Below are 13,922 nucleotides of genomic sequence, written 5' to 3'. Positions count from 1 at the left end.
AGTGAATTAGAATGTCAGGTTTAAACCAACCAGGAACTGACGCGTGTTCGGGTAAACGCCCTCATCCAAACCAAATGCCGTGGAACCAGACACCTGGCTTTGTCCAACTTCCGGATCCGGACCTGAATATTTGGTGATTGTGAACAGGTTGGCAGTTTGCACATACACACGCAGGCGATCGATTTTCAAGGCCTGGGTCAGGTGTTTCGGCAAGGTGTAGCCAATCTGAGCGTTTTTCGCGCGCAGGTAAGAACCATTCTCCACATAGTAAGAGTTAGGCACGTTGGTGGTACTGAATGACCCTGTATTCTCCTGGATTGGCGCAGTAGCGTTCATATGGTCTGGTCTCCATGAATCGTACAACGCCGTGTTGCTTTTCGCCCCCTGGAAGTTGGTGTAGAAGTCGTGCCACCATTTCAGGTTGTTCCAGATCTGGTTGCCTTGCACGCCGTAAAGGAAGATACCAAAATCGAAATTTTTGTAGGTAGCACCGATATTCAAACCATAGCTGAATTTAGGGCTTGGATTACCAAGGAAAGTACGGTCATCGGCTGTAATAATGCCGTCGCCATTTACATCCTGGTAGCGGAAACGTCCGACTTTCACCTCGTTCTGATAAACCGCCGCCGGGTTACCGCTCTTTTCAGCCGCCTGCGCATTTGCTGCGTCGATTTCCGCCTGGCTGTTCCAGAAACCAACGATGTTGTAGCCAAAGAACTGGCCGATCGAATGGTTTACGGCATTGCGGACGATAGTGCTACCGTTGAAACGGCGACCTTCCTGGTCGAAATAAGTCACGCCGTCAGTGATTTTCACGATCTTGTTATTATAAGTCGTGAGTGTAACGGTCGCATTCAGTTTCAGGTCCTTAGCAACGGTTTTTTCGCCATAGATCGACAGATCGATACCCTTGTTCTTCATCTTACCAATGTTCACAGCAGGTGCAGTACCTTGCCCCACGGTACCCGCAAGCTCAGGTGAGAACAAAAGGTCGTCGATATTTTTCTGATAGTAGTCGATCGTGAAATCGATCGCTCCGTTGAACAACGACGCATCGATACCGATGTTGGAGTTGATGTTACCCTCCCATTTCGCGTTCGGGTTACCTACGCGGGTACGCTGGAAACCAAGTACCGTGCTGTTGCCCGTTCCTTTAATATCGTAGAATGCAAAGCTTCTGTTCTGTCCGTAAGTAGTAAATGCATTGGCAGGGTCCACATTGAACTGGTTACCCATGATCCCCCATCCACCGCGGATTTTGAGGTCGGTAAGCCAGGTAGCGCTTCTCATGAATGCTTCCTCTTTCAATCGCCACCCCGCACTCACAGCCGGGAACCAGCCATATTGCGATGTGAAACGCGATGAACCATCCCGGCGCAATGTACCGCTCAGGAGATATTTGTCTTTGAAATTATAGTCGATACGACCGATATAGGAGAACAGTGCATCCGAAGAGCGGTTCGAGAAGTTGGTAGGTGTTCCTGAACCGGTAGAAAGGCTGGTATAATTGGGGTCAAAAGAGAAATAGCTCTGGGTTGAACCGCCCACTTCGCGGTAGGTGCTGTTATAAGCCTCCGTACCCAAAAGCACTTTCACATTGTGCTTGTTATTGAACGAATGCTCGTAAGTAACGGTATTGGTCCAGGTCCAGTTATAGCCGGAGTTCACGCGCTCCGAGTAGGAGTTGGTGGTTACGTTCTCGGAGTTCTCCCATTCAGGATAAGAAAATGTATTCTCTGCATAGGTAAACTGGCCTCCACCGAAGCTGGTACGGAAGTTGAAATCTTTGAGAAAATCTACTTCCGCGAACATGTTTCCGAACAAGTTATTGGTAATACCGCGGTTATTGCGTGCGCGGTCACGGATCGCGACCGGGTTTTTGGCGTTACCTAAACCGCTACCAAATGAACCGGCATAGTTACCCTGAATATCGTACACCGGAATGATCGGCTGCATACGATAAGCCATACCAATACCGCCGCCTTCTTCGAGGATACCCGTACGCGGGTTGTTCACAAGCGTGAGCGCGATGTTCTCACCTACCCGGATATGCTTCGTTACATTATACTGGCTGTTGGCGCGGATCGTATAGCGTTTCAGATAGGTGTTCATCAGGTTACCCTGCTGGTTGAAGTGATTAAAGGAGAACAGGTAGTTACCCTGCTCGCCGCCACCGCTCACCGAAAGGTTGTGGCTCTGGATTGGTGCATTCTTGAACACTTCGTGGAACCAGTCGGTACCTGCCTTGTTGGCCTTCACAATCCGGTAGAACGAGTCCATATCCGCTTTATCGGTGTAATTGGGATTCACATAGTACTTCGAAAGATCTACACTGCCTTCTTTGGCACCGGTTGGCACGATGTAGTCGGGCAGAACGGGCGTTTCGCCGCTGCCGTACTGCGGATCGTTGATCGCCGCGCCCGAGTTTTTGAGTGCAAGGAATTTCAGATCGGCCATGCCCTGAGGCGAAAGGATGTCATATACATTGCCTTTCGGAACGGTTTGTGTTCCATAGAACATGTCATAGCTCACTTTCACTTTGCCCTGCCCCCGTTTGGTGGTGATAATCACGACACCGTTAGACGCCCGTGAACCATAAATGGAAGCAGAACCGGCGTCTTTCAATACCTGCATCGAGGCGACGTCGTTCGGGTTGAGGTTATTGATGTCCTGCGTAGGCACACCGTCCACCACAAACAACGGCGTGTTGTTTCCGAATGAGTTGATACCACGGATACGGATCTGAGGCGCCTGGCCCGGCTGTCCAGAAGTAAGGACGGTCACACCCGAGGCACGTCCCTGGAGCTGGTTGCTGAGGTTGGAGTTGGGCTGTTCGGTCAATTCCGCCACTTTCACGATCGAAACGGCACCTGTCAGGTCCTTGCGGCTCGCAGTTCCATAACCTACCACCACCACTTCGTTCAACAATTTTTCGTCCTGGGTCAGCGTCACGTCGACCGTGCTCTGGCCAGCGGCCACATCCACATCTTTCGAAGCAAACCCTACGAAGCTGAATGTGAGCGTCACGTTGCCATCCGGCGCATCAATTTTAAATACCCCCTGTGCATCCGTGCCGGTACCGCGGGCGGTACCTTTCACGACCACGGAAACACCGGGCAGGAATGCACCATCTTTGTCGGTAACAGTACCAGAAATAGTCCTGTCCACGGTTTCTGATTTGTAGCTTTGCGGATTGAGTCGCTCGATCGGCAGTTTCACTCTTTTGAGGACGATTTGCTTGCCTGAAACCTCAAAATCAAGATCCAGCGGCCCCAGAATGGTTTTCAATGCCGTGCCGAGCTGCTCCTGCTTCACATTCACGCTTACCTTGCGCTCCGCCTTGATCAGATTGGAACTATAAAGGAATTTTACTTTAACCTGGTCTTCAATTGCTGACAACACTTTACGGACGTCCTGATTCTGCATCTGGATCGTAACGCGGTTATTCAGAACCTCCTGCGCCTCGGTAACACCTGCCACGGCCACGGTCGTCAGGAGTGCAGCAATGATGAGTTGCATACAACTGAATCTCATAAGGATCTGCCAATAAGCATAGTTAGGATACAATTTTTTCATAACTTTACTAAGTTTTGTAACATGGAAAAAATGGGCAAAACGAGTCCTCCATCCGCTGGTAACGGATGTAATCGAATTGGGGATGAATTCAGGGTTGGTGATGGTGCAACATCATCAACCTTTCTTTTTTAGGGAGTTTGGTTAAATCATAGAAGCTGTCTGGGTTTAGGGTGGTTAGTTAGGTTTGCAAGCATTTGTAATTCTTTTCAGTATCAATTGCATCCTCTGCCTGTGACGATCATCTTCCCGTCTATCACCTCGAAACTCGCCTCGATGCCCTTGCAAATCAAGTCCATCTTTTCATACAGGTTTTCGGTCGTGAACGAAGCCGTCAACAGACATTCCCCGAACAAACGGTGGTCATATACGATATCGATCCCATAGGTCTCTTCGATATTATCCAGCAGTTCCGAAACCGGCATGTCCTGGAATTTCAGCAACGGCGCTGGTAACACCGCCGACACCAGGATCTCCGGTTCATCGACCAATCCTTTGTGGATCTGGGTTTGCTCGCGTGAAAAAAGTACTTTCTGGTTCGGCGTAATGATCGTCCCCGCAAGCTCGGGACTGGTGATCCCTTCACATACCTCCGTATCGGTGCGCGGAAAAACAGAAACTTTACCGGTTTTCACACACACTTCCACTTGCTTCGCATCCTCGAATGCCTTTACCGTAAAACTGGTACCCAAAACTTTGGTAACCAGCTCATTCGAATACACCACAAACGGGCGGTGGCGGTTTTTGGTCACCGTAAAGAATGCTTGCCCTGACAGGTATACTTCCCGCAATGCGCTCTTGGTAAAGTTCTTATGATAACTTACACTGCTTTTCGGCTGCAAAAGGATCGTACTGCTGTCCGGCAATGTGAGCAGGATCGGCGAGGTGGTTGTGTTGGTCTGCTCCACCAGCGGCGCCTCCACGGCCGATACCAATTCTTCATAGCTCACATGGCTATCGTGGCGGTTGGGCTGCCTCGTCCAGCCAATTACGAGCAACACTACCGCAGCGGCCGAAAGCGACGCACCCAAACGGAGCCATAGCCCGCGCATGGGCCGGCGGCTTGCCGAATCTTTCCGGTTATGGATTTCATCGAGCATAGCGGCAACCTGTCCGTCGGTCGGGAAATCCGCTTCCATTTCCGAGCGAATGCCCAGTAATACCGACCTGGCACTGGCAATGGCCTCGGCTTTTTCAGGGTGTGTGAGTAAAAAGTTATTCCAAAAATCACAGGTCTCCTGAGACGGGGCCAGTACCCAGGATTTGAAATATTGATCTTCCAGAAAATCAGTTACTTCGTAATGATAGTAACCCATCAGTATGATTATTTGATGAAAAATTTGACATGGTGCTCATTCGTAAAGAGCAACCGGAACGGCGGTTTAACTCACTTTTCGTGAATTATTTTAGAAAAAACAGAAATAATCCCGAGGTAAGGATCGAAATAGTAAGCTGACGAAGCTTGGAAACAGCACGTTGGACGAGGTTTCTCACCGATTGCTCGTTGATGGTAAGTATCTGGGAAATTTGGGAATAGCTGAAATCCTGGTAGAAGCGCAGCATCATGACTTCATACTGCCGCCCGGGAAGACTTTTCAGCCACGTGTCGAGTTCGTCCTTTTGTTTCTGGGTCTGCTCCGATTCGATGATTTCACTTTCTTTCGGAAGGGAAACCGGGTGAAATTCTTCGTCGATCAGGTCCCACGGCTCATTAAAACGCCCGTTGCAGTTCCGGCGAATACGACGTCTGAGTGAACGGAAAAGATAAAAACGGGGAGATTCGGCGTCGGCCAGGCGGGAGCGGCTTTGCCAGAGGTCAATAAACAGATCCTGGACCAGGTCTTCTACGACGGCTTCGTCCGTGATTAGTTTCTTCCCGTAACTATAAAGTACCCTCACATACCGTTGATACAACAAAGTGAATGCCTCCTCGTCTCCCTGCCGGAAGCGTTGCCAGAGCATTCTATCATCAGTATCGGTAAAGGGGGAAGCCAAATAGTCCGGTTTTTTGCTTTTATCAAAAATACTAAAAAATGTTCAAATAGAACAATTTCACCAAACATTCCCTTCGAATATTCGCATTTTCATGTCCTATATTGATCTATTTGCAGCAATGTAAATTGTTGGCTACATAGCAATTAGGCCGATTTCCGACCGCGAATTCCACCTTGTATTATCGGAGGATCAGGAAGCTATACGGCTGTCGATCAATTGAGAGAAGTCTCGCCGCATCTCCTCGATATCCGGACTTTTCTTCATAAAACCGGAGGCCCCCAGTTCCATGCATTTCGTCACGATTTCCTTTTGGTCGGAGGTCGAATACATATATATCGGAATCTTTATCAGCCTGGGGTTCCGCTTTAACTCTACGAGCAACTCCATCCCGTTCATCTTGGGCATATTGATATCGATAAAGATCAGATGGGGCTGATAGCCGCCACCGCCGAGCTTTTCCAGCGCCTGGATGCCGTCGCATGCAAATTCGCATTCTACGTCCGCGCCTGTGTCCTGCATGGTCAGCAGGAAGATCTCCTGATCGTCGACATCGTCGTCCACCAGTAGAATCGAAATGTTTTCGGGTATCATCAGTTTACAGATAAATGCTAATGGCTCGCCAAACCAAGTAAAACGGTGCATTGGCTAAGCTTCCGGTTAGGTGTAAGCTGCAAAATTCATTCCACGACTGTCGCACCGCAAGCAGACCCCTGATTGAGATAAAATAGAGAAAAGTGTGTTCCGTCTTGCCCGGGAATTGTGGTGATAGGGAAAATTTTGGACGGTCTTTTACCGCAAGTGCAGCATAATTCAATTAATTTGTAGAATTTCTTCAAAATAGCCAATCCAAAAAGTAGAAGTAATTAAGTTTTCAGTATACTTGCGGCTACAACATTTAGCCAACACTATTTCAATGAAGAAAAATCTCCTCCATTTGTGGCTGTTCATGCTCATGGCAGCCGTGTCCTTCTCGTGTAGCGACGACGATGAGAAAGCCCCTGAGACCATTAAATTAGAAGACTCCTGGAAAGAAGGATGGTCTTCCCAAAAAGTACTCGACATCGCCAAAGGCCAGCGGCCCGATCCGTCGGTTTACCTCGACCAGAAATACATCGATTTCCATCTGGCGCAATTCACCAACGGAGCCACCTACCTGGTCACCAAATCATCATTGGATAAATACGGTCGCGACACCCTTGGCTACCCCGACAATACGCAGTTTGTGATGACAAGAGCCGAAATGGACGCCATGCTCACCAAAACAGGCAAGGATATCAGCAAGATCGAAACAGAACTCGGTATACCGGCCGGCAGCTGGAAAGGTCAGGAAATGGTGCGAATATCGATCCCCGACCCGAAGGCATTGAACGTACGCGTTCCATCGGGCAACGAAATGGGCGCCAACAGCTTGTGGCTACCGGGCGGACACCTGCCAACGGGATATTCCGAAGCGGTTATCAACAAGATCCCGAAAGGAAAATACACTGAAACACCACTATAATAACACCACTATAACCATGAAAACAAGGCAGCACGTTGGGCGACGTGCTGTCCTTTCTTTAACGTATATTTGGCCCCGCATAACGCTTTTTTTACATGAAAGAATTAGCCAAGGAAGCCTGGAATTACACTTTTTCTGAACAGCACCCCGGAGATTACATCCTTTCGGTGGTGTGCGGAGGGGCTGGTTTGTATGACTTTGCGATCCGCCTCAACAGCGCCCAGATCGCCGCCTACGAACGCGAGGGCATTCCCTATATTTCCAGGCTGGCAGAAGAGGTGCGATACGACCAGACGCCGTTCAATGCGCAAAAGGCCTGATCAAAAGCCACCTTTTTACGACTGATTAACAGACTCTTAAAGGCCCATCCGGGCCTTTTTATTTTTTCCCGTGCAACGTTTCGGGAACTTGGTCGTCATTGCATTGCATTCGCTCCACGGTCCGCGGTCCGGCGGCCCGGCGATGCAGATCGAACAGTCGTTAATTAGCCATGTATGAAAACACCCCTACTCGCCCTGGCCATTCTGGCCCTCACCCTGAATTTCGTTTCCGCGCAGCATGTGCGTATTTCGGGCCTCCTGATGGATTCCACGGCTAGTAAACCGGTAGAGTTTGCCACGGTAGCATTGCTGAAAGACGGCAAGATCACCGAAGGCGTCACAGCTGATGCCAAAGGCCGGTTTACATTCGCCAAAGTAACGCCGGGCGTCTACATCGTGCAGGCTTCACTGCTTGGCTATACGACCAAAACTCTCGGTCCGGTACACGCCGACAAGGAGGATGTCGAGCTGGGCATTATCAAACTGGCCTCCGCGGCACAAAATCTGAAAGAAGTAACGGTCAGTGAGCAGAAGGCGCTGTTCGAAGAGCGATCCGACAGGATGGTCTACAATGCCGAAAAAGACATTAGCATTAAAGGCGGCGATGCCACCGATGTTTTGAAGAAAATCCCGTCCATTGCGGTGGACATTGAAGGCAATGTACAGCTGCGCGGCAGCGGCAATATCAAGGTACTGATCAACAACAAGCCTTCCAATGTAGTTGCACGCAGTGTTTCCGAGGCATTGAAGCAAATCCCGGCCGATATTATCAAGCAGGTGGAGGTAATCACTTCTCCTTCTGCCAAATACGACGCGGAGGGAACCGCGGGTATTATCAATATTATCACCAAAAAGAATACCCTCAAGGGCACCAACGGCTCCATCAGCCCCAATTTTGGCCAATGGAACAACTGGCCTAATGCAAGTATCAGCCACCGGAACAAAGGCCTGACACTCTCTGCGAACGGTGGTTTCAGCAATTGGAAAAACAAGCGGTATATGCAGCAGCTGCGCACTTTTACCAATGCCGATACCATTACCAACCAGGACCAGCTGCAATGGATCCGTGGCCGCGGCAAGAACTTTTACGGATCCTTCAATGCCGACTGGGACATCGACTCGCTCAATCGTGTCGGCACCGGTATCAACTATTATAATGGTATCAACACCAATTATTTCGATATTACTTTCGACGAGACCAGCCTGGGCGTTTCCCGACAGTATTTTCAGCGCGATATGCGCCGGACCTACGACTGGCAGGGCGCCACAGTCAACTTCGACTATACCCGTTTGTTCAAAAAACCAAAAAAGGAGCTGACCCTGCTGATGATGTATTCCTTCGAAGGCGAGGACAGCGACTACGACTCCGATCTCCAAAACCGCAGCAATGCCGTGTACTACCGCGAAAAGAGCTACAACATCAGTAATAACAAGGAAGGGACGATCCAGCTGGATTTCACCAATCCGCTCGACAGCGTCAGCACCCTGGAAACGGGCACCAAAACGATTTTTCGCAAAATACTGAGTGATTATCGCATATCCAGCGCCATCGACGGCTCCAACGATTTCCACGACATGCCGGAACAGGCTAATGTGTTCGACTATGGCCAGCAGGTCACCTCCGCCTATCTGGTTTACAACCGCACGCCCAGGAACAAATGGGGCATTAACCTCGGTGCGCGTTACGAGCACACATTCATCCAAGCCAATTTCCTGAACGGCACGGCTTCTTTTTCCAACAATTACGGCAACCTCATCCCGAGCGTGAGCCTGTCACGGAGCCTCAAAAAGAACCAGCAGGTGCGTGTGAGCTACACCCAGCGCATTCAGCGGCCTCAGTTCTTTTACCTCAATCCCTATGTGAACCAGGCCGATTCTAAAAACCAGTACGGGGGTAACCCGTATCTGAAACCCGAGCTGACGCACTCGGTGGAAGCGAATTACAGCGTATCGATCAAGCAGACGAGCATTAATGCGTCATTTTTCCTGCGCCAGACCAATAATGCGATCGAGAGTATTAGTACCGTCGACAGTTCGGGCGTTCTGAAACAGATTTTCCAGAATGTCGCGCAGAACTCCGCTTATGGCCTCAACTTGAGCGCCAATACTAAAATCATGAAGCAATGGTCGGTCAACGGCTCGCTCAACCTCTTCTATAATGTACTGGAAAGCGCCGAGCTCAAAACCCGCAATGCCGACTGGATGTACCGCATCAATCTGAACTCGACCATTGATTTCGGCAAAGGCATTAAAGCGCAGCTTTTCGGGTTTTACAATTCACCGCGCGTGAACCTTCAGGGCAGCTACGGCGGCTTCGGCTTCTATAATATTGTATTACAAAAAGAAGTGCTGAAAAAGAAAGGGACGATCGGGTTTGGCTATGACAATCCGTTCAATCAGAGAATACGTTGGAAAAACGACTTCGTCGGCCCAAATTTCGTGCAAACGCAGGACGTAGCGATGTACCGTCGCGGCTGGCGCCTCAACCTCAAATATGAATTCGGACAGATTTCAGGCAATCAACGTCAGAAAAAACGGATCAGCAATGATGATAAGAAAGCTGGCGAGGGGAATAATTAAGGTTCAGCAGCATTACTAAATCGGACGGAATGGGGTGAAGCCCGGGTTTTGTAAAAAAATCCGGGTATTTTTTTGGAAACCGTACGGTTTCATTTATATTTGGAAACCATACGGTTTCCATTTTTATTTTTTACTTAATACCTATTATGAACCAGACGCGGCGCGATGTTTTTCAGGCTATTTCAGACCCCACCCGCCGGGAGATCATCGGTTTGCTGGCCCGGCGGTCGCTCAATCTGAACAAAGTCGCCGACCATTTTACCATGAGCAGGCCGGCTGTCGCGAAGCATATCCGCATCCTGACCGAATGCGGACTCGTGGTGGTGCAAACCCGCGGCCGCGAAACCTTCTGCCAAGCCGACCTGAAAGGTCTCAAACAGGTTTCTGAGTGGGCCAATACCTATCGGGAGTTCTGGAACGACAAGCTGGACGCGCTCGAACGCTTCCTGGATGAGAACCCTTCCGATGAAAATCTCTAAACTTTAACCCCATAACAACGATGGCTTTTGAACCTTTTGTTTTAGAAAGAGTCCTGAATGCCCCGCCTGCGCGCGTGTGGCGAGCCCTGACCGATGCAGGCCAGATGAAAAAGTGGTATTTCGATATTCCGGATTTTAAGGCGGAGCCCGGCTTCGAATTTGAGTTCACTGCCGGGAGCGAGGAGAGGCAATACCGCCATCTCTGCAAGGTCACAGAGGCGGATCCCCAGCGTAAACTCGCCTATTCATGGCGCTACGCCGATTATCCCGGCGATTCCGAGGTGAGCTTCGAGCTCATTCCCGAAGGCGATAAGACCCGCCTGCGCCTTACACATAAGGGCTTACACACCTTCCCGAAAGACCACGCCGATTTCGGATTGCAGAGCTTTTCTGCCGGCTGGACGCACATTATCGGTAAAAGCCTGGCCGAATTTGTGGAGCAGGAAGGTTAAGGAATCACTTTTTCCTCGCGCAATTGATCGAATATGCGGTAGAACATCTGTTCGGTATCCGCATATTCGTGAAAACCGAGCCGCCTGGCCTTCGACCCGTCTGCGAGAAAATCGTAGTCCCAGGAGAATACAAAATCCCCGAACGGCCAGGCGGACAATGCTTCATATCCGAACTGCAATCCGTGGCGCTCGCGGAGCGCTTCCCACACGGGCGCCTTGTCGCGCATAACCTCCGCGAGCGGGAGTTGTACGGGCGGGGCGGTTTCGAGTCCGAAGTACCGGCCGATCTTCGGCCACATTTCCTCCCAGCGAAACAAATCTCCGTTATTAATGTTAAATGCCTGATTGGCTGCGGCCGGCGTAGTCGCAGCCCACACGGTGGCTTTGGCAAGCAAGTCCGCGTCGGTCAGTTCGATAAGCGGATGATAGGCGCCGGGTTTGCCCGGAAACCGGAACGGAACATTCAACTCCTTAGAAATCGACGCGTAAACCGCGATCAGTGACACCAGATTGAGCGGGTTACCTGGGACAAAGCCGCCCACCACCGACGGCCGGATCGCCGACCAGCTCCATGCCTTCCCTTGCTGCACGGCGCTTATGTACCGCTGCTGCTCAGTCATGAACTCGGGAAGCATTATCGGCGGGTCATCTTCCCGTGCGGGCGTCCTGAACGGGCCCAGGTGCGCACCGTACACTTTATAACCTTGCATAAAACTAATGTGTTCGAGTTTAGGGGATACCCTTTCGATGGTTTCCACGACATTCCGGAACATGGACATATTAGGCGGTACCAATTCGGCCCAGGTAGGTTTGTCCTGGTAGGCCGTGTAAAAAACGTGCGTCACATGATCCAGCGTCGCGAACTGGATGGCTACATCCGCTTCGTCGAGCAAATCGACCGCGATGGTCTCGACATTGCCCGGCAGCGGCTTTCTCGACGTGCCGATCACCTTCCAGCCGGACAGCGATTGCAAGTAGGCCGTCAGGTTCTTTCCGATAACACCGCTCGCCCCGACTACCAATGCAGTTTTCAGATTTTCCATGGGATCAGGCGCGGTCAAGGGGTTGTGTCAGATAGATTTGCGGATTCGTTTCCAGTTTTTCCAGCAATGCCCCAAATGCCCGGATGTAAGGCTGCGCATTATGGGCATCCAATCCTTCACGACTTTCCCATATTTCCTGGAATACAAATACATTCGGATTGTTTTCGTCCTGATACAGATCGTATTGCAGACAAGCCGGTTCCTTCCGGGATTCGGTTACCATGTTCAGGAGCGCTGCGCGGACCTCGTCGCGGTGCGCTGTTTGGCTTTCAATGACGGCGGTAAGATAGATTGCCATAGGTTAAGCTGCGGTTTCGATTTCCAGATTGCTGAACACACCGGCCAAATGCGCCAGGTATTGATTTTTGTAATCCTCGATACGCTCCGGTGTTGCATTCTTTTCGAGGTCGTGGAAATGCATGCTCCGCAGCGGCTCCATCCCTGTAAATGCATTCATGCGGTGGAAACCGAACATCACCCCCTGGTCTACCGAATGCTTACGGAAGAACTCGCCGGGTAGTGTAAATGCGGTTTCGGGTGCATTCCAGGTAGTGGTAAGCATGTATTTCCGGCCGTGCAGCATGCCGCCTGTGCCATAATTGATATCCGGATTCTCGTTTTTGCGGCCATCGCTGCGATAAATGCCCTTGCGATGCCCGGCTGTGAACACGGTGTCGATGTATTCTTTCAATTTATAAGGCATCGAGAACCACCATACCGGCGTGTGGTACACGACCACATCCGCCCATACGAATTTCTTCACTTCCTCGTCCGGATCGTAGGGCTGGTTAATGTCCGTTACTTGTAGCTCAAAGCCGTTTTCTGGTGTAAAATAGGACTGGTCCAACCCTGTCAGCGTGTGGTTGAACTTTCCTCCGGAATGCGCGAAATGCTGGCCGCCGTTAATGACAAATATCTTTTTCATTGCGTTGTTTTGATTTTGATGTTACAAATTTCCGGCAGCCAAATGCATTATCAAAATAACTTAAATTGTATATTTGTATTACAAAAATTATAGATAGATTATGGTACTCAATCTGGAATGGCTCCGTACTTTCAAAGCGATCTATGAGACGGGGACGCTCTCGGCAGCGGCCCAGGAGCTTTTTATATCACAACCGGGCGTAAGTCTGCATTTAAACTCCCTGGAAGCCTACACGGGGCACAAACTTTTCGACCGGTCGCCGCGGAAAATGGTGCCTACCGAAAAGGGGAAGGTGTTGTATAACTTCGTACTAGACCCGCTCCGGAAGTTGGAAGCCGTGGAGCAGCATTTTCACAAAAGCTCCAAATCCGAGCGGCCGACGATCAGCGTCGGGATGTGCTTCGAAACCTTCCAGTACACGCTGGAAGAGCATATTGCCTCACTGCCGTTCAACCTCATTATCAAATTCGGGGAATATCCTCAAATGCAGCAGGACCTCGACAATGGTCTGCTCGACCTGATCGTAACGCCGCAGCAGGGCCAGCAGCAGAATTTGCAATACAAACCATTTTCAAAAGAAAGGATCGTGCTCATAGCTGGCGGCCAGACAGACATCGACCCGCTGATCGATTTGTTCGCGCAGCCCAATAAATCTGAAGCCGCCAACTGGCTCAAACAGCAGATCTGGTACAGCACCGCGGCCGATATGGAGCATTTGAAGAATTTCTGGCTCAAAAACTTCGACCAGCACCCGGATTTCCGCCCCAATTACATCGTACCTAACATTTGCTCCATCATCCGCTGCCTCAGCGACGGCGAAGGCTTCTCGATCGTCCCGCATTTCCTGTGTGTGGAAGCCATCGAAGCCGGGCAGATCCAGCTCGTATGGGAAGGCCATACGCCCCTGGAAAACACATTGTATTTTGGTACAAGGAAAAAGACCATTTATCAGAAAGAAATCGAGCAATTGCAGGACTTGTTTGTAAGTAAATGGAAAGCCCCGGAAGCAGTGGGCACGCCGGCTTAGGCTCGATGAAACCAAAAATCCCCGCCG

At 50.4% G+C, this 13,922-nt stretch carries 13 protein-coding genes; 6 read left to right on the top strand and 7 right to left on the bottom strand.

Annotated elements, in window-relative coordinates:
* Positions 1 to 6: 6 nt before the first annotated feature.
* The 4 genes from AC2YIT_RS06130 to AC2YIT_RS06115 all read right to left on the bottom strand — a co-directional run bounded on the left by AC2YIT_RS06130 (position 7) and on the right by AC2YIT_RS06115 (position 6,210).
* On the bottom strand, positions 7 to 3,576 hold the full coding sequence (locus tag AC2YIT_RS06130; protein WP_487278596.1) for a TonB-dependent receptor: 3,570 nt from the start codon (positions 3,574 to 3,576) through the stop codon (positions 7 to 9).
* A gap of 212 nt (positions 3,577 to 3,788) precedes the next feature.
* Positions 3,789 to 4,889: a FecR family protein gene (locus tag AC2YIT_RS06125; protein WP_487278595.1), complete on the bottom strand. Its 1,101-nt coding sequence runs from the start codon at positions 4,887 to 4,889 to the stop codon at positions 3,789 to 3,791.
* 85 nt (positions 4,890 to 4,974) lie between these two features.
* Complete coding sequence (locus tag AC2YIT_RS06120; protein ID WP_487278594.1) at positions 4,975 to 5,568, bottom strand: RNA polymerase sigma factor; 594 nt, start codon at positions 5,566 to 5,568, stop codon at positions 4,975 to 4,977.
* 189 nt (positions 5,569 to 5,757) lie between these two features.
* The gene (locus AC2YIT_RS06115) at positions 5,758 to 6,210 is read right to left on the bottom strand and encodes a response regulator (protein ID WP_487278593.1); all 453 of its coding nucleotides are present in this window, start codon (positions 6,208 to 6,210) and stop codon (positions 5,758 to 5,760) included.
* A 271-nt stretch (positions 6,211 to 6,481) separates the two neighbouring features.
* Between AC2YIT_RS06115 and AC2YIT_RS06110 the strand changes: the two genes are divergently transcribed.
* From AC2YIT_RS06110 to AC2YIT_RS06090, 5 genes are all read left to right on the top strand, one after another.
* Positions 6,482 to 7,069 (top strand): hypothetical protein, encoded by a 588-nt coding sequence (locus tag AC2YIT_RS06110; protein ID WP_487278592.1) that lies wholly within the window; start codon positions 6,482 to 6,484, stop codon positions 7,067 to 7,069.
* 95 nt (positions 7,070 to 7,164) lie between these two features.
* Complete coding sequence (locus AC2YIT_RS06105) at positions 7,165 to 7,389, top strand: hypothetical protein (RefSeq protein WP_487278591.1); 225 nt, start codon at positions 7,165 to 7,167, stop codon at positions 7,387 to 7,389.
* A gap of 174 nt (positions 7,390 to 7,563) precedes the next feature.
* Positions 7,564 to 9,969 carry a TonB-dependent receptor gene (locus tag AC2YIT_RS06100; RefSeq protein ID WP_487278590.1) on the top strand — a complete coding sequence of 802 codons (2,406 nt, stop codon included), beginning with the start codon at positions 7,564 to 7,566 and terminating at the stop codon, positions 9,967 to 9,969.
* 146 nt (positions 9,970 to 10,115) lie between these two features.
* A complete protein-coding gene (locus tag AC2YIT_RS06095; protein ID WP_487278589.1) occupies positions 10,116 to 10,448 on the top strand; it encodes an ArsR/SmtB family transcription factor in 333 nt (110 codons plus the stop codon).
* A 20-nt stretch (positions 10,449 to 10,468) separates the two neighbouring features.
* A complete protein-coding gene (locus AC2YIT_RS06090) occupies positions 10,469 to 10,900 on the top strand; it encodes an SRPBCC family protein (protein ID WP_430847422.1) in 432 nt (143 codons plus the stop codon).
* Here AC2YIT_RS06090 and AC2YIT_RS06085 read toward each other — a convergent pair.
* Genes AC2YIT_RS06085 through AC2YIT_RS06075 form a run of 3 tightly spaced genes read right to left on the bottom strand, consistent with a single transcriptional unit; the run spans position 10,897 to position 12,868 of the window.
* Positions 10,897 to 11,943, bottom strand: coding sequence for an SDR family oxidoreductase (locus AC2YIT_RS06085; protein ID WP_487278588.1), 1,047 nt, complete (start codon positions 11,941 to 11,943; stop codon positions 10,897 to 10,899). The two genes, AC2YIT_RS06090 and AC2YIT_RS06085, sit on opposite strands and share 4 nt — an antisense overlap.
* A gap of 4 nt (positions 11,944 to 11,947) precedes the next feature.
* Positions 11,948 to 12,241: a putative quinol monooxygenase gene (locus AC2YIT_RS06080; protein WP_487278587.1), complete on the bottom strand. Its 294-nt coding sequence runs from the start codon at positions 12,239 to 12,241 to the stop codon at positions 11,948 to 11,950.
* A 3-nt stretch (positions 12,242 to 12,244) separates the two neighbouring features.
* Entirely contained in the window at positions 12,245 to 12,868 is a 624-nt protein-coding gene (locus AC2YIT_RS06075; protein ID WP_487278586.1) for an NAD(P)H-dependent oxidoreductase, read from the bottom strand.
* Between the two features lie 100 nt (positions 12,869 to 12,968).
* Between AC2YIT_RS06075 and AC2YIT_RS06070 the strand changes: the two genes are divergently transcribed.
* A complete protein-coding gene (locus AC2YIT_RS06070) occupies positions 12,969 to 13,895 on the top strand; it encodes a LysR family transcriptional regulator (protein ID WP_430847413.1) in 927 nt (308 codons plus the stop codon).
* The last annotated feature ends 27 nt before the right edge of the window (positions 13,896 to 13,922 follow it).

The sequence above is a fragment of the Dyadobacter sp. SRI_021 genome, from assembly GCF_057586235.1.
The sequence above is the reverse complement of the archived record's forward strand: the minus strand, read 5'-3'. Positions and strand labels throughout refer to the sequence as shown.